The sequence below is a fragment of the Nitrospirillum karajorum genome (assembly GCF_036348415.1).
Lineage (GTDB): Bacteria > Pseudomonadota > Alphaproteobacteria > Azospirillales > Azospirillaceae > Nitrospirillum > Nitrospirillum amazonense_B.
Genome location: NZ_JAZBQB010000003.1, coordinates 2,168,702 through 2,195,692, shown reverse-complemented (window position 1 = coordinate 2,195,692; position 26,991 = coordinate 2,168,702). Strand labels below are relative to the sequence as shown.

The window sequence follows — 26,991 nt, the reverse complement described above, 5'->3', positions numbered from 1 at the left end:
GGGCGGTTGTCAGCCCTTCATCACCAGCGTGTTCCACTCACCAATCTGATACCGGCGCACCAGCTTCAGGCCCTGGCGGCGGTGGGCGGCGATCACCAGCTTTTCCTGCCGGGCCAGCAGGCCCGACAGCACGGCGACGCCCCCCCGGCGCAGGTTGCGGCGCAGCTGCGGCGCCATGCGGGCGAGCGGCCGCGCCAGGATGTTGGCGACGATCAGGTCATAGGGGCCCTTCTGCCGCACGATGGGGGTGCGATAGCCGTCGCCACCGCGGCAGGTCACCAGCTTGTCCACCTTGTTTAGGCGGGCGTTCTCGGCCGCGATCATGATGGACAGGGCGTCGATATCCACCGCCGCCACCGGGGCGTGCCACAGCTTGGCGATGGCGAAGGCCAGGATGCCGGAGCCACAGCCCATGTCCAGCGCCCGGGTCACGGGCATGGACTTGTTGAGGTCGCTCAACGCCCGCAGGCAGCCCTGGGTGGTGGCATGCTCGCCGGAACCGAAGGCCATCGCGGCCTCGATCAGCAGGCCGATGCAGCCGGCGGGCACCGGCTTCTTGTGGTGGCTGCCGTGGACGAAGAAGCGGCCGGCGCGGATGGGCGGGAAGCTGAGATAGGTCTGGGTGACCCAGTCGATGGGGGCCAGCGGCTCCACCTCGATCTGCGGCTGGGGAACCCCCAGGGCCATGGCCAGGACGGTGACACGGGCCACCAGGCGGGACTGGTCGGGCTCTCCATGGCTGGTGCCCTCGATCAGCCAGTTGCCGCCCTCTTCCAGATCGAAGGTGGACACGGCGTCAACATGGCTTTCCAGCACCTGGGCGAAGTTCTGCACCACGTCCTCATGCACCGTCAGTGCGACCCGCCACATGCCCGACATCACCGACACTCCCCGCAAAAATCATGAAGCCCATGGGAAAAGGCTCCGGCGAGCTGCCCCGCCGGAACCTGCGCATCCTCTATAAACGGTGCTGATTCGCCTGTGAAGGAAATCAGTCCTTCTGATCCAGCAACCGTTCCATCTCGGTGATGACGGTATCCATGCGCCGCACCAGCGCCTGGTAAGGCGCCGGCGAGGCCATGTCCAAGCCGGCCTTTTTCAGCACGTCGACCGGATAGTCCGACCCGCCGGCCTTGAGCGCCGCCAGGTAGGTGTCGCGCGCCGTCGGCCCGCCGTCGCGGATCTTCTCCGTGAAATAGGCGGAGGCGGAGATCGAGGTGGCGTACTGGTAGACGTAGAAGGGCCGGTAGAAGTGGGGGATGAAAGCCCATTCCGCCGCATACACCGGGTCGATCTGCATCACGCCCTGGTCGGCGCCGTGATACTTGCGCAGGAGATCCAGATAGATCTCCGTCATGCGCTTGCCCGACATGGGCTCCCCCTTCTCCACCGCGTCATGCACCCGCAGTTCGAACTCGGCGAACATGGTCTGGCGGAAGAAGGTGGCGCGGATGGTCTCCAGCTCATTGCCCAGATACAGCAGCTTTTCCTGGCGTGTCTTGGCGTTGGCCAGCATGTAGTCGGACAGCAGGAATTCGTTGGCCGTCGACGCGATCTCCGCCATGAACAGCGAATAGCCCGCCAGTTCATACGGCTGGCTGCGGTTGGCGAAGGTGGTGTGCATGGCGTGGCCCCACTCATGGGCCAGCGTGGAGACGGAGTTGTAATTGTCCTGATAGTTCAGGAAAACCACCGGGTGCAGGCCGTAGACACCGGTCTGGTAGGCGCCGGACTGCTTGCCCTCCTGTGGGTAGGCGTGCATCCAGCGGTGGCTGAAGCCGTCCGCCAGGGCCTTCTGGTACTCCTCGCCCAGCGGCTTCACCGCCGCCAGCACCAGCTTCTCCCCCTCCTGGATGGGGAACTTGGCGTCCGATTGCACCAGGGGCGGATAGATGTCGTAATAGTGCAGGTCGGGCAGGTTCAGCATGCGCTGCCGCAGCTTGAAATAGCGGTGCAGCGTGGGCAGGCCCTTGTTGGCTTCCGCCACCAGGGTGCGATAGACGGCTTCGGGAATGTCATTGCTGGACAGGGACGCCGCCACCGCCGACGGGTAATGGCGCAGCTTGGACTGGATGACGTCGCCCTGGACCGTGTTGCCCAGGGTGGAACCCATGGTGTTGGCGTACTGGCCGAACTTGGTCCAAAAGGCGTCGAACACGGCCTTGCGCACGGCGCGGTCCGGGTCTTCCCGGTACTTCTGGTAATTGGCCTGGGTCAGCTTCACCGACTTGCCGTTCGGCAGGGTGATGGTGGGCCAGTCGATGTCGGCGTTGGCCAGCAGGTTGTAGGTGGTGCCACCACCGCCCAACGCCGGGCCCAGCGCCGCCAGCACCCCCTCCGCCTCCGCCCCCAGGGTGTGGGGTTTCAGGCGCAGGGCGTCGTGCAGGCCAAAGCCGAACTTGGCCAGCTTGGGCTCGGCCTTCAGGTAGGCGTCGATCTTGGCGGCCCCCAGGTCCTGGATTTCCGGCGACAGCCAGGCGATGGCGGCCGACACCTCGCCCGCCAGATCCTGCGCCAAGCCGTCACGCTCCTGCGCCGCGGCGTCGCGCGTGTCGGTGTTGGCGATGGTGCTGGCGTAGGTGCCCACCTGTTCCAGCTCATGATTGACGTGGGAAATGGCCTCCAGCGCCGCCAGGGTGGCGGCGGGGCCCTGGGCCAGCGTGCCCTTGTACTTGGCCAGGCCCGGCAGTTCCGCCTTGATCCTGGCCCGCGCCGCGTCCCAGTCGGCCGTCGACTTGTAATAGTCGCTCAGGTCCCAGATGTACTTGGGGTCGACTTTGGGATCATCCGCGGCGCGCGCCGGCACGGCCAGCGCCAGCAGGGAAACGGCCGACGCCGCCGCCAACACGGCGCGGCGCAATTTGGCGTGGTGTTGAGTGATATTGCCCGACATCAAGCAGAGCCCCCAATGTTCACGGCCCACATGGGCACGGGCGGGCCAGCGAGAGGCGGCCCGCAGATTACGCCCCTTATATCAGGCACTTGGAAGCACGGCGCGCGATGGTTTGTAACCAGTGCGTTACGGGCGCCCGGCGCCCTGGCCTGGGCAATGGGCTTGCATTGATCCGCGCGACGGATTCATATCATCCCCACTCATGGCAACCGCTGGCCGCAAATGTCCGCGCCCGACATCCAGGATCCGGCCACCCTGTTCAGGACGGCGCTGATCGCTCACCGCGCCGGGGATCTGGCGACGGCGGCCGCAACTTATCAACGCCTGATCGACCAGACCCGTCCCGACCAGCCGGAACATCGCGACGCGATCAGCAACCTGGCCGCCCTGCACCTGACCCGCGGAGACGCCGCCAAGGCCGACCACCTGTTCCAGGTGGGACTGGCCCTCGCCCCCCGCGATGCGCAGTTGCTGGATAACCGGGGGGTGGCGTTGCGAAGCCTGGGCCACCTCGCCGAAGCGGCGGAGCATCACCGCCTGGCCATCGGCGCCAGCCCCGACCGGGGCAGCGCCTATAGCAACCTGGGCATCTGTCTGACGGAACAGGGCGACCTGCAGGGGGCCTTGCGGTGCCTGGAGCGGGCGGTGACGCTGGCGCCTGACAGCGCGGACTTCTGGCATAATCTGGGCAAGGTCCACGAGGGACTGGACGATCTGCCGGCCGCCATCCGCGCCTATCGCCAAGCGGCGACCCTGTCCCCCCGCCATCAGGCGGCCTGGGTCAACCTGGGCGTCGTCCTGGACCTGGCGGGGGACAGCGCGGGCGCCCTCGCCGCCTATGACAGCGGACTGGCCCTGGCCCCCGATGACGCAAAGCTCCATTGGAATCGCTCCCAGGCCCTGCTGAAGCTGGGGCGCCTAGCCGAGGGCTGGCAGGAGTTCGAATGGCGATGGTGGGGTAACAGCCGACTGGCGACCCAGCGCCGGGCTTTCACGGCCCCGCTCTGGCAAGGACAGGATCTGGGCGGCGGAACCCTGCTCATCCATTCCGAGCAAGGCTGGGGCGACACCCTGCAAATGCTGCGCTTCCTGGCGCCTGCGGCACGGCAGGCCAATGCCCGCCTGGTGCTGGAGACGCGGCCCGAGTTGATACGCCTGATCGAGGCCAGCCTGGCACCCCTGGACCTGGATACAGCCCCGACCCTGTTGCCCCTGGCAACGGACTTCCCCGGCGTCTCGGGCCTGCCCCCCGCCGATGCGCACCTGCCGATGATGAGCCTGCCGGGGTGCCTGGGCATCACCCTGGAAACGCTGCCTGGCGGACCGATCCCTTATTTACAGGCCCCGGAAGACAGCCGCCGCCGGTGGGCCGGGCGCATCATGGAAGGCCGCGACGGCAAGCGCCTGGCTGCCGGCGTGGTGTGGCAGGGTAGCCCCAGCCACTGGAACGATCGGCGGCGCTCCCTACCCCCGAGCGCCCTTAGCCTACTGTCGCGCCGAACGGACATCGCGTGGCACAGCCTGCAAAAAGACGGCGGGCCCGTTACCGGGTTCATATCCCTGGGGCGGGATCTGACGGACTTCGCTGAAACGGCGGCGGCCATCAGCGGGCTGGACCTCATCATCACCGTGGATACGGCCGTCGCCCATCTGGCGGGCGCCTTGGGGCGGCCCACTTGGCTGCTGCTGCCCCATGTGGCGGAGTGGCGCTGGCTGGAGAACCGCGATGACAGTCCGTGGTACCCGTCCATGCGGCTGTTCCGCCAGCCCACCCCCGGTGACTGGGCCGCCGTCGTGGCGGCGGTGGACAGGGCCCTGGATAGTTTTGAGACTGAGAGCGCGCCCTAACCCTGTTCGTCGGCGGCCTGGGCCACCCGCGCCTGATACTCCTGCCGTTGCCGCTCCCCCGCCTCATCGAACAGGAAGGGCAGATAGGCGTAGCGGCGTCCCCGGGTGACGGCCATGGCCTCGTGCAGCAGGCTGCAGGAAAAGACCACGGCACCGCCGGTGGGGGCACGGTAGGTGTGGGGGCTGAACTCGGGAAAGCGCAGGTCGCCCCCCTCATACTCCTCCGCGTTCAGGTTCACGGTGACGGCGAAGCGGCGATGGGCCGTGCCGGCGGCGGTGTTGTCGCGGTGGGCCCGGAAGTGCCCCCCTCCGCCGCGTCATAACAGGCGACGACGTGCCGCTCCATGCGGGTGGCCTCGAACGCGAAGGCCTGGCGCACCTGGGGCAACAGGCGGCGGGCGATGCGCTCGGTCGCGGCCTGGCACACCGCCTCCTCCTCCATGAAATAGTCGCGGCGGCGCTTGCGATCATAGTCGTAGACGCCCACCAAGCGGCCGTCGACCTCGTTCATCACGCCGGAATCCAGGCCGCCGTGTCGCTCATGCAGAGCGATCAGCACACGGCAGAAGTCCGGCTCGAACACCCGGGGCACCACCAGCACGGGCGCCCGCACCTCGACGCCGGCATGCAGGGCGGGGGGCGGCAGCGACGCCAGCGCTGCCATGACCCGATTCGTCTCCGCCGCCGGGGCCGCCATCAGCACCCGCAAGGTGGGGTCCAGCAGCAGCCAGAAGGCGGCGTGCCCCCCGTCAGCGTCGACGGCGCCATATCCCCGGCTGAGGCTGGCGTCGTAATCCAGGAAGTAGCGGATGCCCGGGATTTGGGGCGCCACACGGCCGGCGGCATCGTCCCCGGCATCGGTGGTCACACCGAAGAAGCACAGCCGCTCATCATCGAACAGCACGCGGTTCGCGGCCACGGCACCCAGCATCGCCGCCCCGTCCGCGTCCGCGGCGGAGGCGAAGAAGCCCAGCAGGACATGGCGGCCGGCCACGCTGTCCAGGGCATAGCGCGGATGGCTGTGCGTGGGTCCGTTGAACCAGGGAACGGACTCGCCGCAGGAAAACCGTTCCCAAGGGGTTGATGCCGACATGACCATCTGACTTCCTAAGCGCACCGATGATGTCCACCATAGCAGCAACCCGCCCCCCGGCCGCCAGGGGGCGTTCTGCCGCTGGCCCCGGCCTGTCAGCCGCCAGCCACCGCCGCCGTGAGATAGGCGGAGAGCACCAGCCGCATCTCCTGGAACAGGGCCGCCGCCTCCGCCTCCTGCGCCAATTCGGGAATGGTCTTCATCAGGTGCAGCAGCATGATGGAGAGGAGATCGGCCCGTTCCGCCGACAGCCCAGGCGCATGGGCGGACAGCACGCCCGCCATACGGCCGCGGATGACGCCAAGCAGGTACCGCCGCCGGTTGGCGCCGTCCACACGGGCATCCATCAGCACCTTCAGGGCCGTGCGCTCGCTTTTCAGCGCCATCATCAGATCCAGCAACGCATCCGCCATCTGGGTCGCCGTCATGTCGGACGCCCGAGCGGCGATGGCGTCCAGTCCCGCCCCCGCCCGCTCGCCATAGCGGTGCAGCAGCCCTTCGGCCAAGGCCTCCTTGGATGGGAAGAAGCGGTAGAGGGAGCCGATGGCCGTGCTGGACCGCGCCGCGATTTCCGTCATCGTGGCGGCGTCATAGCCCTTTTCCGCGAACACCAGGGTGGCCGCGTCCAGCAGCGCCGCCACGCGCATGCGCCCACGCGCCCGCTTGGGCGCCCGGTCGGCATCCAGGACACCGGTCACAGCCGTATCGGCGGATGTTGACTTTTGCGAGGACATCCTCAACTATCCGTTATGCGAGACCATCCTCGCATAACACGGGCCACCGCCGCCGTCACGTTCCGCGAGAGCGACGTCAGGAAAGGGGGCCGGACTTCAGCGGGAGGAGCCGCATGAGGACCACCCTGGACAACCGCCTGATTCCCCAACACCTCGCCCGCCAGTTCTTGCCGTCCGGCCGACCCTCGCATGGTGTCCCCGGCGCCCAGGGCCATTGGCTGGGACGTCTGCTGCGGGGCGTGCGCGCCGGCGATGGACGCCTGGTCATCAACCACGCCTATGTCAAGGACGCGCCGGCCACCTTGCGCCTGAGCAGCCCCGCCTTCGCCGAGGGCGGCGCCATCCCCCTGCGCCATGCCGGCGGCGGCCTGGGCGACAACCTGTCGCCCGCCTTGAGTTGGACGGGGGCGCCCACCGGCACGGCGGCGCTGGCGCTGGTGGTCCAGGACCCGGACGCGCCCCTGCCCCGGCCGGCCACCCATCTGCTGGCCACCGGCATCGCACCCACGCGCAAGACCTTTGATGAGGGTGAGCTGTGCCCCCGGGTGGGCAACGGCGTCACCCTGGGCCGGGGCCTGTTCGGCCGGGTGGGATATGCCGGCCCCAGGCCCCTGCGCGGCCATGGCCCCCACCGCTATGTCTTCCAGCTGCTGGCCCTGGAGCACCCGCTGGCCCTGCCGGAATTGCCCAGCCTGGGCGACCTGCTGGCAGCCCTGACGCCCCAGACCGTGCTGGCCTGGGGCGCCCTGACAGGAACGTTCGAGCGGGCTTGAGGAAGCCGGGCCGGCGATGCCGGCGCCCGGCACCTGAGGGAACAATAAAGCCCGCTATTTCCCCGCTTGGTCAGCCGGCACGACGAAACTGTCCATGACCTTCTTCGTGCCGGAATGCTCGAAGTAGATTTCGAGCTTGTCGTTCTCCACCGCTTTGACGACGCCGTAGCCGAACTTCTGGTGGAAGACGCGGGCGCCGGGGCGGAAAGGGGCGTCGGGACGGGCGCGCGGGGTGACGTCCAGGGCCGTGCCCTCGATCAGGCGGCTGGTGCGGTTCCCGGCGGGCGCCTGGCGTCCCATGCGGTTGAAGCTGTCGCTGAAACTGTCGCTGCGCGCACCCCAGGACGACCCGCCCCGACTATAGCCCCCGTCGCCGCCGCCCATACCCTGACCCCAATGCCCTGAAGTCAGGCCGGGGTCGTTCTCCACCGTGATGTGCTCCTCCGGCAGTTCGCCGATGAAGCGGGACGGCAGGCTGGTGGACCAGGTGCCGTGGATGCGACGGTTGGCGGCGTGGCTGATGTAGACGCGCTTGCGGCCCCGGGTGATGCCGACATAGGCCAGGCGCCGCTCCTCCTCCAACCCCGCGATGCCATTCTCATCCAGGGTGCGCTGGCTGGGGAACACCCCCTCCTCCCAGCCGGGCAGGAAGACCACGTTGAACTCCAGCCCCTTGGCGCCGTGCAGGGTCATGAGCGAGACCTGGGCGGAATCCACCGTCTCCGCGTTCTCCATCACCAGGCTGACATGCTCCAGGAAGCCCAGCAGGTTCTCGAACTCGCCCATGGCGTTAACGAGTTCCTTGAGGTTTTCCAGGCGGCCCGGCGCCTCCGGCGTCTTGTCCTCCTGCCACATGCGGGTGTAGCCGCTCTCATCCAGGATGGCTTGGGCCAGGTCGGTGTGGCGCACGGTGTCCATCTGCGCCCGCCACCGGGCGAAGTCCTCCACCAGGCCGCGCAGGGTGCCGCGCACCTTGGGCTTCAGCTCATCCGTCTCGGTCAGGCGCCAGGTCGCCTCCAGCAGCGGCACGCCCAGGGCGCGGCTGGTCTGGTACAGCTGTTGGATGGTGGCCGGGCCGATGCCGCGCTTAGGCGTGTTGATGATGCGCTCGAACGCCAGATCGTCCGCCGGCTGGGCGACCACGCGCAGATAGGCCATGGCGTCGCGGATTTCCAGGCGCTCATAGAAGCGCTGGCCGCCCACCACGCGGTAGGGCAGCCCCAGGGTGATGAAGCGCTCCTCGAACTCACGGGTCTGGAAACCGGCGCGCACCAGCACAGCCATCTGGTCCAGGCCCATGCCCTTGCGCTGCAGCGCCTCCACCTCGTCACCCACCCAGCGCGCCTCGCTGTCGGCATCCCACAGGCCGCGCAGGCGCACCTTCTCCCCGCCCTCGGCCTCGGTCCACAGCGTCTTGCCCAGGCGGCCCTGGTTGTGGGCGATGACGCCGGCGGCGGCGCCCAGGATATGGCCGGTGGAACGGTAGTTCTGTTCCAGGCGGATGACCTTGGCGCCGGGAAAGTCCTGCTCGAACCGCAGGATGTTGCCCACCTCCGCCCCGCGCCAGCCGTAGATGGACTGGTCGTCATCGCCGACGCAGCAGATGTTGTGATGCCCCTGGGCCAGCAACCGCAGCCACAGATACTGCGCCACGTTGGTGTCCTGGTACTCATCCACCAGGATGTAGCGGAAGCGGCGATGGTAATCCGCCAGCACGTCCGAATGGGCCTGGAACAGGGTGATGTTGTGCATCAAGAGGTCGCCGAAGTCGCAGGCGTTCAGCGTGCGCAGGCGTTCCTGATACTGGCGGTAGAGGCTCAGCACCTTGCCACCGGCGGCCTCGCCCGCGTCCTCGGGGCGCAGGCGGTCGGGCGGCAGGGCCCGGTCCTTCCACCGCTCGATGACCGACAGCAGCAGCCGGGCCGGCCACTTCTTGGCGTCCACCCCCTCCGCCTCCATCAGCTGCTTCAGCAGGCGCAGCTGGTCGTCGGTGTCCAGGATGGTGAAGCTGGAGGTCAGGCCCACCAGTTCGGCATGGCGGCGCAGGATGCGGGCGGCCAGGGCGTGGAAGGTACCCATCCACCAGCCCTCGGTATCGCCCCCGACCAGCGCGCCCACCCGCTCGCGCATTTCGCGCGCCGCCTTGTTGGTGAAGGTCACGGCCAGGATGTTCCACGGGCTGACGCGCCGGGTCATCAGCAGGTGGGCCAGGCGGGTGGTCAGGGCCCGGGTCTTGCCCGTGCCGGCGCCGGCCAGCACCAGGACGGGACCGTCCAACGCCTCCACCGCCTCGCGCTGCGCCGGGTTCAGCGCGTCGAGATAGGCGGGCGACCAGCCGGGCGGTGGCGGCGGGGGTGGCGCTGGCGCCGGACGGGGGGCGGCGGCGGGCGTGGCAAGGGGTGCGCCCGCCTGGCGCCCGTCCTTTTCAGGCTGGGCGGGCTTGGGCGGCGCTGGCGGGTCCAGACGGGAAAACAGATCGGTCATGATGGGAACATATATAGCACACGCGCCGCCCGCGTCTGCCCCCGCGTGGGGGATGGGTCGGGCAGGCTACCCCATCCGCCGGAAGGACGCCCCGGCGAAAGCCAGAGCACCTATCCCGTTGCACAAGTGGTTCATATGGTGGAAAGATGAGGGTCAACGTGATGAAGCCCTTCGTCCGGCCCATGCTGTATGGGTGGCGGCCGGCGAAGCGGGGAGTGAACCGATGAACCTGCGCTTGAACGATACCAAGACGCTGCAAGCGATCGGCATCCTGGCCGATGTCCTGGACGACCTGTCCGGGCCGGAGCGGTTGGAATGTCTCATGGCGGCCAACGCCTTGCGTCAGGTTCTGGAAACCCGGTCGGAAAACGCGCTGGTCTTCGCCCGGGAGGCGTTCGAGTCGCTGGAGCCCGACGTGCGCCGGCAAATCCAAACCGACGCGACGGAGGCGGCGGTCAAGGTGGTGTCCACCACCCGGTCGCCCGGCACGCTGCGCGCCACCCGTGACCGCAAATCCACCGGCAGCGCCTTCCTGGATGCCATCAACGCCGGCGGCATGAAGACCGAGCGCAAGTGGTAAGGACGCGCCTTCGCGCCTAGAATGCCCTATCGGCCGGCGGCCTCGCCGGCCTCTCAGACAAACGCCGCCTCGCCCGCGTGGACATGCGCCCGCACTTGGTTGCGCCCTTCATGCTTGGCGACGTACAGCGCCTCATCCGCGCGTTGGATGAAGCGGCCTAGCGACTCGCCCGGCTCATACAGCGCGACGCCCACGGACAGGGTGATATTGCCGATGGGGGCGCCGGACGTGCGCTTGACGATGCGGCGGTTGGCGATGGTGGCCCGGGTCTTCTCGGCAAAGGCCAGCGCCTCGTCCAAGGTGCACTCCGGCATGACGATGGCGAATTCCTCGCCGCCGAACCGGGCGGCGGTATCCCGGCCGCGCACCGAGTCCTTCAGGGTGCGGCCCACCAGCTTCAGCACCTGATCGCCGACGACATGGCCGTGGTTGTCATTGAACTTCTTGAAGAAGTCGATGTCGATCATCAGCAGGCACAGCGGGCGCCCATCCTCCATGGCGGCGGCGGCGGCCTCACGCAGGGCCTGGTCGAACTGCTTGCGGTTGGCAAGCTCCGTCAGCGCGTCGGTCATGGCTTCGCGCCGGACGGTGTCCAGATCCCGGCGCATATTCTCCAGCTGGTGCGCGCTGTCGGTCAGCTGGGTTTGCAGGAACTGGTTACGCACGGCGACACGCTGCGCCTGCTCCGTCATCACGCGGATGATGCCGCGCAACTGGGCCAGCGTGTCCGACAGTTCGGCCTGGCCTTGGAATGTCTTGAGCGCCGCGCCGAAATTGCCGGCGTCATTACCGGCGGTGGACAGGGTGCTGGCGATGCCGGCCAGGGCTTCGGTCAGCTTGTCACCGATCTCCTGCATCGCCTGGAGTTCGCCATCGGCGGCGAAGAACTTATGGTAAAGATCACCGCACCGCGCCTCGGTGAACGGCAGGCCATTGCTGGCGATGATATCGACGGCGCGGATCAGGTCCGGATAGCGGCCGCTGTAATAAGCGTACCAAACGGTGAAGTTGTGGGGATGCGGGGCCACCGCCTCGGCGCGCATGCGATCCATCGCCTGCTGGGCGAGCTGGCCTGCAGCCTGGGGTCCCTCCGCGAACAGCACGTACTCTCCCGCCATCTGTGAGTGGGCTGGCCAAAGGGCCAGGGCGCCGGTCCTCTCGACCGCCCCCATCTACCCCATAAGAATAAGTCACAAACCGCCAAGGTTGCCAATAAGGGAAAGCGGGCGGCGCGGCCTTATCCAAAATTGTCAGCCGGGCACTCGGGCTACCCGGCAAAGGGTGCGGCCGAGAAATCATCCGCGGCCGCTAAAGAAACAGGCCCGCGCCTGGGGACCGTCCCCGGGCGCGGGCCTGTGAATACAGGGCGACTCTTTCCAGGTCGCTCGGAACCTTGTCAGGCGGAGGTGATCGCCCGTTCCACCAGCTGGCCCAGGTGCTGGGTGCGCTTGGTCAGGCTCTGCAGCACGGCGGAGATTTCCGCGGTGGCGGCGGCGGTCTGGCCCGACAGGTTCTTCACCTCACCGGCCACGACGGCGAAGCCCTTGCCGGCCTCACCCGCCCGGGCCGCCTCGATGGTGGCGTTCAGCGCCAGCAGGTTGGTCTGCTTGGCAATGGCGTCAATCTGCTGGGCGACGGTGCCCACCTTCTCGATCTCGGCGCGCAGGCCTTCCAGTTCCCGGCTGATTTCCTGGAGGGCGGAGGACAACTCGGTCTTCGACAGACTGGTGGGCGTGGAGCTCATCGATGGCACCTAGGGTTGAATGAGTGTCGCTGAACGGTGGCCGGGGGTCCCTGCCGGGACGGCCAACCCGGTGCTTTCTAATACCACAGAAGAACAGGGGCCGGGACGCACAAAATCGGACCATATGCATATGGTCCGATTTATTTGGTTCGGAGCCGGAATGATCAAGGGATAGACGACCGGACCATAAGAAAAGCCGCCCTGGGCGATCGTGCCCGGGGCGGCTTTCCATGGTCCCGTCAGCGTGGCCTTAGGCCTGGAAACGCAGCGCCTTGGCGCGCACCACGCTGGGCAGGCCCTGGATACGTTCCAGCAGGGCGTCGTTGACCTCCTGGTCCACGGACACCAGCGCGATGGCATTGGCGCCGGCCTCGGTGCGGCCCAGGTGGAAGGTGGCGATGTTCACGCCGGCATCGCCCAGAGTCGTGCCCAACTTGCCGATGAAGCCGGGCTTGTCCTCGTTGCGGATGAACAGCATGTGCTCGCTCAGTTCGGCTTCGACCGGCACTTCCTCGATCTGCACGATGCGGGGCTTCTCACCGCCGAACAGCGTGCCGGCCACGGTGCGGGTCGCGCGCTCGGTCTGCACCACCACGCGAATCAGCGTCTGGTAGTCGGCGGCCTCCTCACGCTTGGTTTCCGCCACCTTGATGTCCCGCTCGCGGGCGATCACGGGGGCGTTGACCATGTTGACCGACGCCAGCAGCGGCGACAGCAGGCCCATGAGGACGATGGCGGTCAGCGGACGGGTGTTCAGGTCGGCGACCTGGCCCTCATACTCCACCGTCACCGACTTTAGGCCGGTCTCGGTGATCTGGCCGGCGAAGCCGCCCAGTTGCTCGGCCAGCTTCATGTAGGGTTTCAGCTTGGGCGCGTCCTCGGCGGAGACCGACGGCATGTTCAGCGCGTTGACCACGGCACCGGTCACGAGGAAGTCGGACATCTGCTCGGCCACCTGCAGGGCCACGTTCTCCTGCGCCTCGGTGGTGGAGGCGCCCAGGTGCGGCGTGCAGATGATCTTCTCATTGCCGAACAGGATGCTTTCCTTGGCCGGCTCTTCGGCGAACACGTCCAGGGCGGCACCGGCGACATGGCCACTGTCCAGCGCCGCCTTCAGGTCGGCCTCGACGATCAGGCCGCCGCGGGCGCAGTTGATGATGCGCACGCCGGGCTTGGTCTTGGCCAGGGCCTTGGCGTCCAGGACGTTGCGGGTGGCGTCGGTCAGCGGCGTGTGCAGGGTGATGAAGTCGGCGCGGCGCAGCAACTCATCCAGCTCCACCTTCTCCACGCCCAGGTCCTGGGCGCGCTCGGCCGACAGGAACGGGTCGAAGGCGACGACCCGCATCTTCAGGCCGACGGCGCGGTCGGCGACGATGGAGCCGATGTTGCCGCAGCCGATGACGCCGAGGGTCTTGCCGTAAAGCTCCACACCCATGAAGCGGTTCTTTTCCCACTTGCCGGCATGGGTAGAGGTGTTGGCGGCCGGGATTTCACGGGCCAGCGCGAACATCATGGCGATGGCGTGCTCGGCGGTGGTGATGGAATTGCCGAACGGGGTGTTCATGACCACCACGCCATGGGCGGTGGCGGCGGGCACGTCCACATTGTCGACGCCGATGCCGGCGCGGCCGACCACCTTCAGGTTGGTGGCGACGGCCAGGACTTCCTTGGTGACCTTGGTGGACGAGCGGATGGCCAGGCCATCGTACTTGCCGATGATGGCCTTCAGCTCATCGGGCTTCAGGCCGGTGATGACGTCGACCTCGACGCCACGCTCCTTGAAAATCTCGACGGCGCGGGGGCTCAGGCTATCCGAAATAAGAACCTTGGGCATGGCTCTCTGATCCTTCTAGAGGATGGGCCGGCGCCGCCGCTGGATTGAGTCCAGGTGCATGGCGGCGCCAAGCCGTTATGTCTCGGGAATAGGCGTTAAGACGCTAAAGGCGCGGTTCACGCGACCAGTTCGGCCGCGACCGTGGCATAGGCCCAGTCGATCCAGGGCAGCAGCGCCTGGATATCCGACCGCTCCACCGTGGCGCCGCCCCAAATGCGCAGGCCCGGGGGGCGTCGCGGTAGGCGCCGGCGTCCAGCGCCACGCCTTCCTTTTCCAGTAGGGCCGCCACCTTCTTCGCCACTTCGGCCTGGATTTCCGGCGTCTGGCCGGCCAGCTTCGGATCGGCGAACTTCAGGCAGATGGAGGTGCAGGAACGGGTGGCGGGCACCTCGGCCAGGAAGGCCGCGGTGGTGCCGGCGGCAACCCAATCGGCCACGGCGGCCAGGTTGCTTTCGGAGCGCTCGATCAGGCCCTTCAGGCCGCCCACGGCCTCGGCCCAGCGCAGGCCGTCCAGGGCGTCTTCCACCGCCAGCATCGAGGGGGTGTTGATGGTCTCACCCTTGAAGATGCCTTCGACGATCTTGCCGTCCTTGGTCATGCGGAAAATCTTGGGCAGCGGCCAGGCTGGCTTGTAGCTTTCCAGACGGGCGACGGCGCGGGGGCTCAGCACCAGCATGCCGTGGGCCGCCTCACCGCCCAGCACCTTCTGCCAGGACCATGTGACCACATCCAGCTTGTCCCAGGGCAGGTCCATGGCGAACGCGGCGGAAGTGGCGTCGCAGATGGTCAGGCCTTCGCGGTCGGACGATATCCAGTCACCATTCGGCACGCGCACGCCGGAGGTGGTGCCATTCCAGGTGAAGACCACGTCGTTCTTGAAATCGACCTGCGTCAGGTCGGGCAGTTTGCCGTACCCGGCGGTGAAGGTGCGGGCGTCGGCCAGCTTCAGCTGCTTCACGACGTCGGTGACCCAATCCTTGCCGAAGCTTTCCCAGGCGACCATGTCGACGCCACGGGCGCCCAACAGGGACCACAGGGCCATTTCCACGGCGCCGGTGTCGGAGGCCGGGACGATACCGATGCGGTAATCAGCCGGAATGTTCAGCAGGGCGCGGCTGCGGTCGATAACCTCTTGCAGCTTGGCCTTGCCGGGCTTGGACCGGTGCGAGCGGCCCACCAGGGCGCCCTTCAAGGCTTCCAGCGTCCAACCCGGACGCTTCGCGCAAGGACCAGAGGAGAAATTCGGATTCGACGGCCGGCTCTCGGGCTTCGGCGGTACGGTCATGATGCTATTCCTTGCAGAATAGTTGCGCCTCGTTGGGGAGGCGTGTCCCGCTGCGGACCTTATGAGCGCCGCGCAAGAACGTCAATCATGACGGCATGGCGGCGACACATTGCTGCCATGCCGGAATGCGCCGCGAAACATCCTTTCGGATAAGGAGTCTTGCTTGCCCCCCAGATGCCGGGCGGCCACATCCGTGGCCTCGGCGTACAGCGCATGAGCGCCGGGCGGCCAGTCGGCGGCCTTTAACGGCGCCATCCCTGACATGGTGCTCTCAGGCCGCCGCGTGGGGAATCAAGGCGGGGGGCACCAGGCGGCTGGCGGCCAGGGCTTCGCACAGCTTGAAGTAGTTGTCCCGGCGTTCCGTCGCGCTGTCGAAGCGTTCCAGATAGTTCAGAATGAACTCCGGCCGGCGCAGGGCCGTGGTCAGCGTGTCGCTGGCGAAGGTGCGGGCCCTGCCCTCCGGCAAACCGCCGCAGGTATTGATGAGGGCCAGCATGCGGTCGGCGAAGCCCATGGCCTGGTTGCCGACAATGTCCGTCCGCACCGTCTCAAACAAGGCGCTGTCCAGGATGTCCAGGATTTCGCGCTTGGAGGCGTCGGGCAGGCCCGCGTTCTGGATGCGGTCGGCCAGTTCGCTCAACGGCGGGATGATGTCCATGCGCCGGTTCTGGCAACCCATGTCCCAGACGATGTCATCCGGCACGATGAGCGAGCGCAAATAGGGCGCCAGCTTGGCCCGGGCCTGACGCCCCGGCGCCATGTTCACCAGGCTCAGCACCAGGTTGATCTTGGCGTAGGTGCCCCTGGCCATGGCCATGACGTCGGCCATGGCTTCGGGCTGGATCAGCTTATCGGCGCGCAGCGCGATGGCTTCCTGGATTTCCTCGTCATTCACCAAGGACGGCGCCGTGACCTTGAGATGGTCCTGGATGCGGACCAGGGCGCGCAGCTCGTCCTGGATGTGCCGCTCGCCATGGAACGGCAGGCGCGCATGCAGATGGCGCAGCAGACCCAGGCGCAATTCCGCCAGCGTGCGGGGCAGCACGCCCTGGGCCAGCAATTCGGACAGGGCGATGACCCCCGGCGGGTGGCTGCCGCCGGCGTCCATCTCCACCTTGCCCAACTTGCCGACATAGAGATTGATGGCGTTCAGCACCAGTTCGATGCGGTCCGCCTCCTTCCCCACCAGTTCCCGCAGCGCCAGGGAAGAGCCCATGATCTCCGCCGCGATACTGTCGATGATGCGCATCTCGCGCACGGTCAGGTCGGGGGTGAACAGCCGGAACAGCCGGTCCAGCTTTTCCATCCAGGTCTTGGTGCCCGCGAGATAGGCGGCGGTGGCGCGGTACAGGCCGGGCATGGGGTCGGCCCCGCCGGCGGCCAGCTTTTCCGACAGCGCCTTCAGGCCGCCCGGCGCCAGCGGCGGCACAGGGTTGCCCTTGGCCTTGGCCACCAGACGGCTGAGGCCGTCATCCACCATGGCCATCAGTTCCTTCATGCGCGACACGGCGGTCTGCTGGCTGCCGCGCACCTGCTGGCTGGCCAGGCGCTGCAGGGCGCCCTGCACCAGGGTGCCGGCGTTGTCCAACGCTCGCGCCGCCACCTCGTAATACAGCACCTCCAGCGGGGTCAGCCGATTCTCATCGAGGTAGCGGGCGAACAGTCCGCGGATGACCTGGCGCTGGATGTCCCCGGTGAAATCCTCCGGCTTGTCGCACCAGGAGGCGTCACGGCCGGGGTTGGCGATCTGCAGCGGATCCGTCTCCGCCACGCCGGGACGCAGGCGCTTGCGCACCGTGATATGGCTTTTGAAGTCGTGGTCCAGATAGTCACGGCGCCGGACGATGCGCACGCCGTCGACCTCCTTGCGGTCGATGAGCAGGGCGGCGGCCGGCTCGATCTGCCGCAGGTCGGGCCCTTCCTTGACCAGAAGCCACTGGTCATTGTGCAGGCTGTGCAGCTCGAACGCGGTTTTCACCGTTCCGACCAGATGCTGTTGCCTTTCCACTGGGACCCTGGCTCCGACCAATAGCGGGGCGCGGCCGTATGATTAATACAGCTTAAACGCCCGATTTTATAACTGCGTGGTCCATAATCCCGCATCCAACGGGCCGGGTAAACGGGAATGTCCGCAACCACCACTTCCGGGAGCGGCATACCAGGGTAAATCATCGGCGGGCGCCACCCCGGGTTGGGCTAGCCCGGAGCGGAAGGGCGGACGCGCCGGATGGGGGCAGACCAACCGGTGTCATACCCCTTCCGACTCCGAGGCAGGGCCGCATCCTCCCCAAAAGGCATGGTCGGGATCAATCGGCTGAACGGCATAGGCCGCCGCCGGCGCCCAGCGATGGCCAGGCGCCGGCATCCGATGCCCTGCATCAGATGTGGATGTGCCCCTCCAGGAACAGCACCGCGTTGCCGCTGATATGCACGCGGTCGCCCGCCAGCCGGCAAGCCAGTTCCCCACCCCGGCGCGACACCTGCCGGGCGGACAAGCGGTCAACACCCAACCGCTCCGCCCAGTAGGGGATCAGGGTGCAATGCGCGGAACCGGTGACCGGGTCTTCCAGCACACCCTTGGCCGGGGCGAAGAAGCGGGACACGAAGTCCACACCCGGTTCGTCGCCGGGGGCCGTGACGATAACCGCGAAACGGTCGATGCCCATGAGTCCGGCCGCATTGGGCGTCAGCGCCCGCACATCGGCGGCATGGTCGTAGACCACCAGATAGTCCCGCGCCGCCAGGATGGCGGCGGGCGCCGGCCCGCCCAAGGCGGTCACCAAGCCGGAGTGGATCGTGTCCGGCGTCTGCGGCGGCCGGCTGGGAAAGTCCAGGGTCAGGCGCCCCCCCTCCCCCCGTGTCACGGTCAGCAAGCCCGCCTTCTGGGTGCTGAACACCACCCGTTCCTTCCCAGGCTGGAGGATGTTCATGATCAGGTGCGCCGTCGCCAAGGTGGCATGGCCGCACAGATCCACCTCCACCTCCGGCGTGAACCAGCGCAAACCCCAGGCGCCCCCGTCGGCGTCACCCGGCGGCACGGTGAAGGCGGTTTCCGACAGGTTGTTCTCCGCCGCGATGGCCTGCATCTGCGCGGCCGGCAACCAGGCTTCCAAAGGCACGACCGCGGCGGGGTTGCCGCTGAACACGGCGCTGGTGAAGGCGTCGATCTGATAGATGGGCAAGCGCATGGTGATGACACTCCTTTGCGGGGATGGCCCTGTCTCCGTATGAAGGCAGATGACAATAGGCACAATCCCGGAATAGAACAGGGACATTACCCCCATCAATGTGGATATTGTCGCCATGACAATGATGGAGAAGCCGCCGCGCTGGCTACCCGACATCAGTCAGCGTCCCGGGCCGCGCTATCGCGCCATCGCCGCCGCCTTGCGGGACGACATCGACAGCGGCGCGCTGCCCATCGGCGCCAAGCTGCCCACCCATCGTGACCTGGCCTGGCGCCTGGGCGTGACCGTGGGCACCGTCACCCGCGCCTATGCCGAGGCGGAACGCGGCGGCCTGATCGGCGGCGAGGTGGGGCGCGGCACCTTCGTGCGCGACACCCGCCCGGCGGAGGCACCCGGGGACGACAGCGGCATCATCGACCTGTCGGTGAACGCCTTGACCCAACACCCGAACGAAGACCGCTTGCGCCGGGCCCTGGCCTCCCTGGCGGAGCGCAACGATTTGTCGGGCCTGATGCAGTATCCACCGGTGAACGGCAGCGCCCGGCACCGCCAAGCGGGCGCCCTGTGGATCGAACAGACCACCGGGTTGGCCGTCGACCCGGCCCGTGTGCTGCCCACCGCCGGGGGACAGAACGCCATGCACCTGGCCCTGGCCGCCATCACCCGGCCGGGCGATAGCCTGCTGGTGGAGCAACTGTCCTATCCGGCGGTGAAGCCGCTGGCGGGCCTGCTGGATCTGCGGCTGGTACCGGTGGCCATGGATGGCGAGGGGCTGCTGCCCGACGCGCTGGAACAGGCGGCGGACGCGCATGGCGCCCACGCCCTCTATTGCATGCCCCGGCTGCACAACCCCACCACGGTGACGCAAGGGGCGGAGCGGCGACGGGCGGTGATGGCCGCGTGCCGCCGCGCCGGCATCCGGGTGGTGGAAGATGACGTCTACGGTTTCCTGGCCGATGGCCCAGACCTGCCGCCCCTGGCGGCGCTGGACCCGGAGCGGGTGCTGTTCCTGACCAGCCTGTCGAAGAACCTGATGCCCGGCCTGCGCACCGGCTTCCTGCTGTGCCCCCCGCCCTTGATGGACCGGGTGCGCACCCTGCTCCGCGCCACCCTGCTGGGCATCAATCCCCTGGGCGCGGAACTGGCGGCGGAATTCATCCTGTCCGGTGCCGCCCTGGAAAGCGCCACCCAGCGGCGAGTCCTGGTGGCGGAGCGCCAGGCCCAGGCGCGCCGCCTGATACCCGGCGCCACCTCCGATACCGCCTGCCCCCACCTGTGGCTGAACCTGCCCGAGCCCTGGCGGCGGGAGGACTTCGCCCGCGCGCTGCTGGCCCGGGGCGTGCGCGTCACGCCAGCCGACGCCTTCGCCGTGGCCCGGGGGGACACGCCGCACGCCGTGCGCGTCTGCATCGGCGGGGTGGAGCGGACGGACCTGCTGGACCAGGGCCTGCGCATCGTGGCCGCCCTGCTGGCGGAGCCGGCGGCGATGGGCGAGAGTTTCGTCTGAGACGCTTTACGGAAACGGCCGAACCGTGTGTGCGTGGTTCAGGGGGCCATGGCCGCCGCCGAAGCCGGGGGCCGTGCGGATGGCCTCCTGCACGTAGGCATGCGCCCGAGCCACCGCCTGGGGCAGCTCCAGCCCCTGGGCCAGGCCGCAGGCGATGGAGGACGCCAGCGTGCAGCCGGTGCCGTGGGTGTGGACCGTCTCCATGCGGGGGGCGGTGTAGCTGTGCTCCCCGCCTCGGGTCACCAACAAATCGGTAACGACGGGACCGGCGCGGTGGCCGCCCTTGACCAGCACGGCCTGGGCGCCGAACTCCAGCAGACGGTCGGCCGCCCGGCGCATGCCGTCCAGGCTGTCCCCCTCGAAACTCTCCGGGGGCAGGCCGGTCAGGGCGGCGGCCTCCACCGTGTTGGGGGTCAGAAGGGTGGTGATGGGCAGCAGACGCTCGATGGCCACCGACAGGGCGCGGTCTTCCAGCAGGCGCTGGCCGCCCTTGGCCGCCATGACGGGATCGACCACCAGGGCGGGCACGCCCACCTCGCTCAGCACCTCGGCCACCGTCTCGATGACCTCGGCTGACGCCAGCATGCCGGTCTTCACCGCGTCGGCACCGATGTCGGCCAGGCACAGCCGCATCTGCAGGGCGATGAAGTCCGGCGGGACGGGCATGACGGAACGGACGCCATGGGTGTCCTGCGCCGTCAGGGCGGCCACCGCCGTCATGGCATAACCGCCCAGGGCCGTGACCGACTTGATGTCCGCCTGAATGCCGGCGCCGCCGCCGCTGTCAGACCCGGCGACGATCAGGACACGGCCGCGCATGGTCTTATTCCGCCACCTTGGCGGCCGGCGCCGGCGCCACGTCCTTGATGGCGGCGGCGATGTCGTCCACCACCGCCGTCACCAGGCCCTGGTCATCGCCCTCGGCCATGACACGGATCAGCGGTTCCGTACCCGACTTGCGGATCAGCACCCGGCCGGTGGCTCCCAGCCGCGCCTCGCCGGCCCGGATGGCGTCCTGGACGCTGGCGGCGGCCAGGGGGGTGGCCCCGCCGGCCGGATCGAAGCGCACGTTCTTCAGCACCTGGGGCAGCGCCTGGAAGACGCGCAGCACCTCCGACGCCGGCTTGCCCGACTGCTGGATGACCGCCAGCACCTGCAAGGCCGCCACCAAGCCATCGCCGGTGGTGCCATGGTCGGACAGGACGATGTGGCCGGACTGTTCGCCGCCGACGTTGAAGCCATGCTCGCGCATATGCTCCACCACGTAACGGTCGCCCACGGGGGTGCGGGCCAGGCTCAGGCCCCGGCCCTTCAGGTGCAGTTCCAGGCCCAGGTTGGACATGACCGTGGCCACGACACCGCCGCCGCGCAGGGTGCCGGCATCGGCACAGGCGCAGCCGATCAGGGCCATGACCTGGTCGCCGTCGATCTGGGTACCGGTCTCATCCGCCAGGATCAGGCGGTCGGCGTCACCGTCCAGGGCGATGCCCAGGTGGGCGCCATGGGCCACCACGGCGTCCCGCATCGCCTTGGGCGCCGTGGCGCCGCAGTCCTTGTTGATGTTGAAGCCATCGGGCGCGACAGCGACCGGGATCACCTCGGCCCCCAGTTCCCACAGCACCTTGGGCGCCACCTTGTAGGCGGCGCCGTTGGCGCAATCGACCACGATCTTCAGTCCATCCAGGCGCAGGCCGCGCGGGAAGGTGGCCTTGGCCTGCTCGATATAGCGGCCGATGGCGTCGTCCAGGCGCTGGGCGCGGCCCAAATCCTTGGCGCCGGCCAGATCACCGGCGAAGCCCTCCATCATGCGCGCCTCGATGGCGGCCTCGACCTCGTCCGACAGCTTGTAGCCGTCCGGCCCGAACAGCTTGATGCCGTTATCGTAAAAGGGGTTGTGGGAGGCGGAGATCATGACGCCCATGTCCGCGCGCAAGGAGCGCGTCAGCATGGCCACCGCCGGCGTGGGCATGGGGCCCACCAGGGTCACGTCCATGCCCATGGAAACGAAGCCGGCCACCAGCGCCGGTTCCAGCATATAGCCCGATAGGCGGGTGTCCTTGCCGATGACCACCAGATGGCGGTGATTGCCACGCCGGAACTGCAAGGCGGCCGCCATGGCCACCTTCAGGGCCGTTTCCGCCGTCATGGGCTCGGTATTGGCCGTGCCCCGGATGCCATCGGTACCAAAGAGTTTACGCGCCATCGTCTTTCACGCCATCAGAAGTCTAGATATTGCGCCCATGCAGCGCCTGCCACAGGGCCCGCGCCTGCACCGTCTCCGCCACATCGTGCACCCGCAGGATATGCGCGCCCTGATCCAGACACGCAAGGCCGCCAGCCAGCGATCCCGCGAGCCGGTCCTTGGGCGCCTCCCCCCGCGACAGGGCCGCCAGGAAGCGCTTGCGCGAGAGCCCCACCAGCAGGGCGCAGCCGGTGCCATGATAGAGCGCCGTGTGGCGCAGAATGTCCAGATTATGCGCCACCGTCTTGCCGAAGCCGATGCCGGGGTCGACGGCGATGCGCCCGCGCGGGATGCCGGCGGCCACGCACGCCTCCACCCGCGCCATCAGGTAATCCATCACGTCCAGGGCGGCGTCGGTGTAGCGCGGCTCCAGCTGCATGGTGCGTGGATCGCCCTGCATATGCATGAGCACGACCGGGCAGCCGCGCGCTGCCACCAGGGCCAGGCTATCGGGGTCGCCTTCCAGCGCGCTGATGTCGTTGATGATGCGGGCGCCGGCATCCAGCGCCGCCGCCATGACCTGGGCGTGGCGGGTATCGACGGAGATGACCGCCCCCGCCACCGCCAACGCGCGGATGACGGGCACGACGCGCGCGGCCTCCTCCGCCGGCGACACCGGGGCGGCGCCGGGCCGGGTGCTCTCCCCGCCAATGTCCAGGATGTCGGCACCCGCCGCCATCAGCGCCCGGCCATGGGCGATGGCGGCATCGGCCGCGGCGAAGTCACCGCCGTCGGAAAAGCTGTCGGGCGTGACATTGACGATGCCCATGACCAGGGGGCGGGAAAGGTCCAGGCCGGCGAAGGCCGGGCGGGGCGCCGACAGGGCGGCCAGGCGCCGCTCAACCGCTGGCACCACGCCCGCCGCTGTCGCCCAAGCCGCCAGGTCGTGCAAGCCCATCACCTTGCGGGCGACCGCATCAGGGCGGCGCACCGCCAGCTCCACCTGGGTGAAGGACAGGACGGTACCCGCCAGCGGCTGGCCATCCGGGGCATGCAGGCCGGACAACACGCCCACAGGGGTCAGATACACGTCTTCGGCGGCGACGGGCGCCCCGGACGCCCGCGGGTCCAAGGGGACGGAAGGCAGGTCGGATGGCATGAATGTCCTCTCACGCAACGCCGCGATTCTAGCCCCCTGCCCGCGGCGGCGTCACCCGTCCTGGGAACAGCCCTGCCCCACCGCGGACCGCCACCGAAAAAACAAAACCCCCGGCGCCTGGGGGCCGGGGGTTTCACGAAGGGGTCTAGCCTTGGATCAGGTGCCGGGCTGGGGCTCCGGGGAGAACGGACCGGGCTCCGCACTGGTGGTGCCACCGGCGGTGGGCACCGAGGTGCGGCGGCCGACGCCACGCGGCGGTACCTTGGGGGGCTCGGTCGACTCGGGCCGCACGATGCTTTCGCCCCGCAACAGGGCGCGGACCTCGTCACCGGACAGCGTCTCGTATTCCAACAGGGCGTTGGACACGTTGTGCAGGTCGTCCATGTGCTCCGTCAGGATGCGGCGGGCGTGGCCCTCGGCCTCCTCGATGATGCGGCGGATTTCCTCGTCGATCAGCTGGGAGGTCGCCTCGGAGATGTTCTGCTGCTGGGTCACGGAGTGGCCCAGGAACACTTCCTGCTCATTGGCGTTGTAGCGGACCCGGCCCAGACGCGCGCTCATGCCGAACTCGGTCACCATGCGGCGGGCCATGTTGGTGGCCTGCTGGATGTCGTTGCCGGCGCCGGTGGTCACCTGCTCCGCCCCGAAGATCAGCTCTTCCGCCACGCGGCCGCCGAACATCATGGCCAGCTTGGATTCCAGCTCGATCTTGGAATAGGCGTACTTGTCCCGCTCCGGCAGGCTCATGGTCACGCCCAGGGCGCGGCCACGGGGCACGATGGTGACCTTATGCAGCGGGTCGCTTTCCGGCATGAACAGGCCGACCAGGGCGTGACCGGCCTCATGATAGGCGGTCAGCTTCTTTTCCCGGTCGGTCATGACCATGGACCGGCGCTCGGCGCCCATCATGACCTTGTCCTTGGCGGCCTCGAACTCGCCCATGCCGACGACACGGCGGCCGGCGCGGGCGGCCAGCAGCGCGGCCTCGTTCACCAGGTTGGACAGATCGGCGCCGGAGAAGCCGGGGGTGCCGCGGGCAATGGTGCGGGCGTCCACGTCGGGCGCCAGCGGCACCTTGCGCATATGGACCTTCAGGATCTTCTCACGGCCCTGCACGTCGGGGTTGGGCACCACCACTTGACGGTCGAAGCGGCCGGGGCGCAGCAGGGCGGGGTCCAGCACGTCGGGGCGGTTGGTGGCGGCGATGAGGATGACACCCTCATTCGCCTCGAAGCCGTCCATCTCGACCAGCAGCTGGTTCAGGGTCTGCTCACGCTCGTCGTTGCCGCCGCCCAGGCCGGCACCACGATGCCGGCCGACAGCGTCGATCTCGTCGATGAAGATGATGCAGGGGGCGTTCTTCTTACCCTGCTCGAACATGTCGCGGACACGGGAGGCGCCCACGCCGACGAACATTTCCACGAAGTCGGAGCCGGAGATGGTGAAGAACGGCACGTTGGCCTCACCCGCCACGGCGCGGGCCGTCAGCGTCTTACCCGTGCCCGGCGGGCCGACCAGCAGCACGCCCTTCGGGATCTTGCCGCCCAGGCGCTGGAACTTCTGCGGGTCCTTCAGGAACTCCACGATCTCTTCCAGTTCCTGCTTGGCCTCGTCGATGCCGGCCACGTCGTCAAAGGTGACGCGGCCCACCTTCTCGGTCAGCAGGCGGGCGCGGCTCTTGCCGAAGCCCATGGCCTTGCCGCCGCCGGACTGCATCTGGCGCATGAAGAAGATCCACACGCCGATCAGGACCAGCATGGGCAGCCAGGAGATGATGATGCTGAACAGCGTGGGGTTGCCGCTGTCGTCCGGCACCGCCGTGATCTTCACGTTCTTATCGGCCAGGCGGCTCACCAGGTTGCTTTCCGGGGGCACGTAGGTCGAGAAGGTACGGTTGTCACGGAAATGGCCAGTGACCTGCGGCCCCTTGATCGTCACGTCGGCGACGGTACCGCGCTCAACCTCTTCCAGCAGTTCGCTGAAGGGGATGCTGGTTTGCGTCGTCCGATTGGTGGAGGTCTGGAAAAGGTTGAACAGAACGAACAGCAAGACGCCGATAAACGCCCACAGCGCCAAATTTTTACCGAAGTTGTTCACGTCTCTCAGCCTTTCCTCGACAACCGCGCCCTGCCACCCGGTCCGCACGATCGGTTTCAATGGCGGGGGCCGCAGCCCACCCGATGAATATGCCACCCACCGGGTCTGTTCCCATTAGATAATGACGCGCGCGTCCGAGACAACTGCCATCACGTTTAGTCCGGTCTCCATGGACGGCAAAAACGGGGGAGGCGCCGGGGCGAGAGCGGACGGAAAGCCAGCCGGGGCAAGGCCCCTTCCCCCTCCGGCCCGCCGGCTGCCCCGTTGGCCTCGCCGGCAAGCGGCCCCATGGCCCAATCCAGATGTGGCACCGCCACCAGCGCCCCGTCCCGCCGTAAGGCCGGCAAGGTGGGCCATACCGCCTTGGGACTCCGGGCCAGCGCCGCCAGTTTCAGCGCGGCCATCCGCCGGGCGTCGGCCGCGCCCAGGGCACCCAGGGTCAGGCCGGGGACGATGCCGCCGCCGATTGCCTGAAACCGCCCGTCCCAGCGCGCCCCCGCCCCATCCAGGGGAACGGGCGGCGCCATGCGTCCCGCCTGGCGCAACAACAGCAGCCGGCGTTCCGCCCCGGCGCCGGCCAGACGCCGCGCCTGGCAACCGGCCAGGGTCAGGGCCAAGGCGCCGGCCTCGCCCCGCCATAGGCCCGGCAGCGCCGCCAGCAACCGCTCCGCCCCCTGCGGCGACGCGGGATAAGGCTGGCCGCCCAGCGCCGCCGCCAGGCTGGACAACAGGCGCAGGGCCACCGGCCGGGGCATGTCCGTCAGCAGCGCATCGGCATCCACCACCGCGTACCCCTCTGGCGCCAGCAGCACATGGCGGGCGACGGCATCGGCGACGGCACCGTCCAGCGCCGCCCGCGCCCGGCCCGCCGCCGCCGCGTCGGCCAGCAGCGCCGCCACCGGCAGCCCCTGGCGCCGCAAGCGGACGCGGGCATAGCGATCCATCAGGTTGGACGGGTCGTCGATCCAGGGCTGGCCGAAGGTGCCGCAGGTGGCGGCCAGGTCGGCACGGCCCACGGCCAGCAAGGGCCGCAGCAGACGAACATCGGCCAGGGCGCGGGCCGCCGCCATGCCGGCCAGGCCGTCGGCGCCACTGCCTGCGGCGCGTCGCAGGGCCACGGTTTCGGCCTGGTCCTCGCGATGATGGGCCAGGCACAGATGCAGGATGCCCCGGGCCCGGCAGGCGCCGGCCAGCAGCTCATAGCGGGCCTGCCGCGCGGCGGCCTGCAAACCGCTGGCGGGCTTCGGCCCGGTCCAGGTGAGAATGGTGTGGGTGATGCCCCGGCCGGCCAGCCAGCGGCCGACCTGCGCCGCCTCCGCCGCCGACTCCGGCCGCAGGGCGTGATCGACGGTCAGCGCGTGGACCCCGCCGCCCCGGGCGCGGGCCCAGCGGTCGGCCAGCAGGGTCAGCGCCAGACTGTCCCGGCCGCCGGAAACCCCCACGGCCAGAAGGGGGGCGTTCTCGAACGGCCCCAGGGGCGCCATGAGGCGGGCGAACAGGGCGTCGTCAACGGCCACCCCGTCCAATCCGCCATAGGGGACCGACTCGCCATCGCCCATGTCGCCCCCTGTCGTCACCATCCCGCCCCGG

Annotated in this window: 19 protein-coding genes and 2 pseudogenes; 4 read left to right on the top strand and 17 right to left on the bottom strand. The window is 68.5% G+C overall.

Going from position 1 to position 26,991, the window contains the following annotated elements:
* Positions 1 to 9: 9 nt before the first annotated feature.
* Positions 10 to 879 (bottom strand): 50S ribosomal protein L11 methyltransferase, encoded by an 870-nt coding sequence (locus UCD39_RS23930; RefSeq protein ID WP_330498178.1) that lies wholly within the window; start codon positions 877 to 879, stop codon positions 10 to 12.
* Between the two features lie 112 nt (positions 880 to 991).
* Positions 992 to 2,893, bottom strand: a complete 1,902-nt coding sequence (gene pepF / locus UCD39_RS23925; RefSeq protein ID WP_330498177.1) for an oligoendopeptidase F — start codon at positions 2,891 to 2,893, stop codon at positions 992 to 994.
* A 222-nt stretch (positions 2,894 to 3,115) separates the two neighbouring features.
* On the opposite strand from pepF, the gene UCD39_RS23920 reads away from it, so the two are divergent.
* Positions 3,116 to 4,741 (top strand): tetratricopeptide repeat protein, encoded by a 1,626-nt coding sequence (locus UCD39_RS23920; protein ID WP_330498176.1) that lies wholly within the window; start codon positions 3,116 to 3,118, stop codon positions 4,739 to 4,741.
* Here UCD39_RS23920 and UCD39_RS23915 read toward each other — a convergent pair.
* The 3 genes and pseudogenes from UCD39_RS23915 to UCD39_RS23905 form a co-directional block, all read right to left on the bottom strand.
* Positions 4,738 to 4,995, bottom strand: a pseudogene (locus tag UCD39_RS23915) (2OG-Fe(II) oxygenase); the annotation flags it as partial. The gene UCD39_RS23920 and the pseudogene UCD39_RS23915 sit on opposite strands and share 4 nt — an antisense overlap.
* Positions 4,977 to 5,834: a 2OG-Fe(II) oxygenase gene (locus UCD39_RS23910; RefSeq protein ID WP_330498175.1), complete on the bottom strand. Its 858-nt coding sequence runs from the start codon at positions 5,832 to 5,834 to the stop codon at positions 4,977 to 4,979. The gene UCD39_RS23910 and the pseudogene UCD39_RS23915, both read right to left, overlap by 19 nt.
* Before the next feature lie 95 nt (positions 5,835 to 5,929).
* Complete coding sequence (locus tag UCD39_RS23905) at positions 5,930 to 6,568, bottom strand: TetR/AcrR family transcriptional regulator (protein WP_330498174.1); 639 nt, start codon at positions 6,566 to 6,568, stop codon at positions 5,930 to 5,932.
* A 113-nt stretch (positions 6,569 to 6,681) separates the two neighbouring features.
* Between UCD39_RS23905 and UCD39_RS23900 the strand changes: the two genes are divergently transcribed.
* Complete coding sequence (locus tag UCD39_RS23900) at positions 6,682 to 7,341, top strand: YbhB/YbcL family Raf kinase inhibitor-like protein (RefSeq protein WP_330498173.1); 660 nt, start codon at positions 6,682 to 6,684, stop codon at positions 7,339 to 7,341.
* 54 nt (positions 7,342 to 7,395) lie between these two features.
* Here the strand turns inward: UCD39_RS23900 and UCD39_RS23895 are convergent, their stop codons facing one another.
* A complete protein-coding gene (locus UCD39_RS23895) occupies positions 7,396 to 9,825 on the bottom strand; it encodes an ATP-dependent helicase (protein WP_330498172.1) in 2,430 nt (809 codons plus the stop codon).
* A 223-nt stretch (positions 9,826 to 10,048) separates the two neighbouring features.
* Here UCD39_RS23895 and UCD39_RS23890 point away from each other — a divergent pair, with 223 nt between their 5' ends.
* On the top strand, positions 10,049 to 10,405 hold the full coding sequence (locus UCD39_RS23890) for a hypothetical protein (RefSeq protein WP_145729530.1): 357 nt from the start codon (positions 10,049 to 10,051) through the stop codon (positions 10,403 to 10,405).
* 53 nt (positions 10,406 to 10,458) lie between these two features.
* Here UCD39_RS23890 and UCD39_RS23885 read toward each other — a convergent pair whose 3' ends face one another.
* The 6 genes and pseudogenes from UCD39_RS23885 to UCD39_RS23860 form a co-directional block, all read right to left on the bottom strand.
* Positions 10,459 to 11,508: a GGDEF domain-containing protein gene (locus tag UCD39_RS23885; protein ID WP_145729531.1), complete on the bottom strand. Its 1,050-nt coding sequence runs from the start codon at positions 11,506 to 11,508 to the stop codon at positions 10,459 to 10,461.
* 293 nt (positions 11,509 to 11,801) lie between these two features.
* On the bottom strand, positions 11,802 to 12,149 hold the full coding sequence (locus UCD39_RS23880) for a methyl-accepting chemotaxis protein (protein ID WP_004273812.1): 348 nt from the start codon (positions 12,147 to 12,149) through the stop codon (positions 11,802 to 11,804).
* A gap of 250 nt (positions 12,150 to 12,399) precedes the next feature.
* A complete protein-coding gene (gene serA, locus UCD39_RS23875; RefSeq protein ID WP_145729532.1) occupies positions 12,400 to 13,983 on the bottom strand; it encodes a phosphoglycerate dehydrogenase in 1,584 nt (527 codons plus the stop codon).
* 116 nt (positions 13,984 to 14,099) lie between these two features.
* Positions 14,100 to 15,268, bottom strand: a pseudogene (locus tag UCD39_RS23870) (phosphoserine transaminase).
* Positions 15,269 to 15,539: 271 nt separating this feature from the next.
* Positions 15,540 to 17,246 (bottom strand): hypothetical protein, encoded by a 1,707-nt coding sequence (locus UCD39_RS23865; protein ID WP_330498171.1) that lies wholly within the window; start codon positions 17,244 to 17,246, stop codon positions 15,540 to 15,542.
* Between the two features lie 400 nt (positions 17,247 to 17,646).
* Positions 17,647 to 18,456: a PhzF family phenazine biosynthesis protein gene (locus UCD39_RS23860; RefSeq protein WP_330498170.1), complete on the bottom strand. Its 810-nt coding sequence runs from the start codon at positions 18,454 to 18,456 to the stop codon at positions 17,647 to 17,649.
* Between the two features lie 115 nt (positions 18,457 to 18,571).
* Between UCD39_RS23860 and UCD39_RS23855 the strand changes: the two genes are divergently transcribed.
* A complete protein-coding gene (locus UCD39_RS23855) occupies positions 18,572 to 19,963 on the top strand; it encodes an aminotransferase-like domain-containing protein (protein WP_330498169.1) in 1,392 nt (463 codons plus the stop codon).
* 6 nt (positions 19,964 to 19,969) lie between these two features.
* Here UCD39_RS23855 and thiD read toward each other — a convergent pair whose 3' ends face one another.
* The 5 genes from thiD to tilS form a co-directional block, all read right to left on the bottom strand.
* Positions 19,970 to 20,782, bottom strand: coding sequence for a bifunctional hydroxymethylpyrimidine kinase/phosphomethylpyrimidine kinase (gene thiD, locus UCD39_RS23850; RefSeq protein WP_330498168.1), 813 nt, complete (start codon positions 20,780 to 20,782; stop codon positions 19,970 to 19,972).
* Positions 20,783 to 20,786: 4 nt separating this feature from the next.
* Positions 20,787 to 22,166 carry a phosphoglucosamine mutase gene (gene glmM, locus UCD39_RS23845; RefSeq protein WP_330498167.1) on the bottom strand — a complete coding sequence of 460 codons (1,380 nt, stop codon included), beginning with the start codon at positions 22,164 to 22,166 and terminating at the stop codon, positions 20,787 to 20,789.
* Between the two features lie 22 nt (positions 22,167 to 22,188).
* The gene (folP, locus tag UCD39_RS23840) at positions 22,189 to 23,304 is read right to left on the bottom strand and encodes a dihydropteroate synthase (protein ID WP_330498166.1); all 1,116 of its coding nucleotides are present in this window, start codon (positions 23,302 to 23,304) and stop codon (positions 22,189 to 22,191) included.
* 156 nt (positions 23,305 to 23,460) lie between these two features.
* The gene (gene ftsH, locus UCD39_RS23835) at positions 23,461 to 25,401 is read right to left on the bottom strand and encodes an ATP-dependent zinc metalloprotease FtsH (RefSeq protein ID WP_145729540.1); all 1,941 of its coding nucleotides are present in this window, start codon (positions 25,399 to 25,401) and stop codon (positions 23,461 to 23,463) included.
* A 155-nt stretch (positions 25,402 to 25,556) separates the two neighbouring features.
* A complete protein-coding gene (tilS, locus tag UCD39_RS23830) occupies positions 25,557 to 26,981 on the bottom strand; it encodes a tRNA lysidine(34) synthetase TilS (protein ID WP_330498165.1) in 1,425 nt (474 codons plus the stop codon).
* Between the last annotated feature and the right edge of the window lie 10 nt (positions 26,982 to 26,991).

Coding starts and splice junctions, on each gene's coding strand:
- UCD39_RS23895 (WP_330498172.1), bottom strand. CDS start 9,825: ATGACCGATCTGTTTTCCCGTCTGGACCCGCCAGCGCCGCCCAAGCCC.
- UCD39_RS23880 (WP_004273812.1), bottom strand. CDS start 12,149: ATGAGCTCCACGCCCACCAGTCTGTCGAAGACCGAGTTGTCCTCCGCC.
- thiD (WP_330498168.1), bottom strand. CDS start 20,782: ATGCGCGGCCGTGTCCTGATCGTCGCCGGGTCTGACAGCGGCGGCGGC.
- UCD39_RS23910 (WP_330498175.1), bottom strand. CDS start 5,834: ATGTCGGCATCAACCCCTTGGGAACGGTTTTCCTGCGGCGAGTCCGTT.
- folP (WP_330498166.1), bottom strand. CDS start 23,304: ATGCCATCCGACCTGCCTTCCGTCCCCTTGGACCCGCGGGCGTCCGGG.
- UCD39_RS23890 (WP_145729530.1), top strand. CDS start 10,049: ATGAACCTGCGCTTGAACGATACCAAGACGCTGCAAGCGATCGGCATC.
- glmM (WP_330498167.1), bottom strand. CDS start 22,166: ATGGCGCGTAAACTCTTTGGTACCGATGGCATCCGGGGCACGGCCAAT.
- tilS (WP_330498165.1), bottom strand. CDS start 26,981: ATGGTGACGACAGGGGGCGACATGGGCGATGGCGAGTCGGTCCCCTAT.
- UCD39_RS23900 (WP_330498173.1), top strand. CDS start 6,682: ATGAGGACCACCCTGGACAACCGCCTGATTCCCCAACACCTCGCCCGC.
- UCD39_RS23860 (WP_330498170.1), bottom strand. CDS start 18,456: ATGCGCTTGCCCATCTATCAGATCGACGCCTTCACCAGCGCCGTGTTC.
- UCD39_RS23920 (WP_330498176.1), top strand. CDS start 3,116: ATGTCCGCGCCCGACATCCAGGATCCGGCCACCCTGTTCAGGACGGCG.
- UCD39_RS23930 (WP_330498178.1), bottom strand. CDS start 879: ATGTCGGGCATGTGGCGGGTCGCACTGACGGTGCATGAGGACGTGGTG.
- UCD39_RS23855 (WP_330498169.1), top strand. CDS start 18,572: ATGACAATGATGGAGAAGCCGCCGCGCTGGCTACCCGACATCAGTCAG.
- UCD39_RS23905 (WP_330498174.1), bottom strand. CDS start 6,568: ATGTCCTCGCAAAAGTCAACATCCGCCGATACGGCTGTGACCGGTGTC.
- pepF (WP_330498177.1), bottom strand. CDS start 2,893: ATGTCGGGCAATATCACTCAACACCACGCCAAATTGCGCCGCGCCGTG.
- serA (WP_145729532.1), bottom strand. CDS start 13,983: ATGCCCAAGGTTCTTATTTCGGATAGCCTGAGCCCCCGCGCCGTCGAG.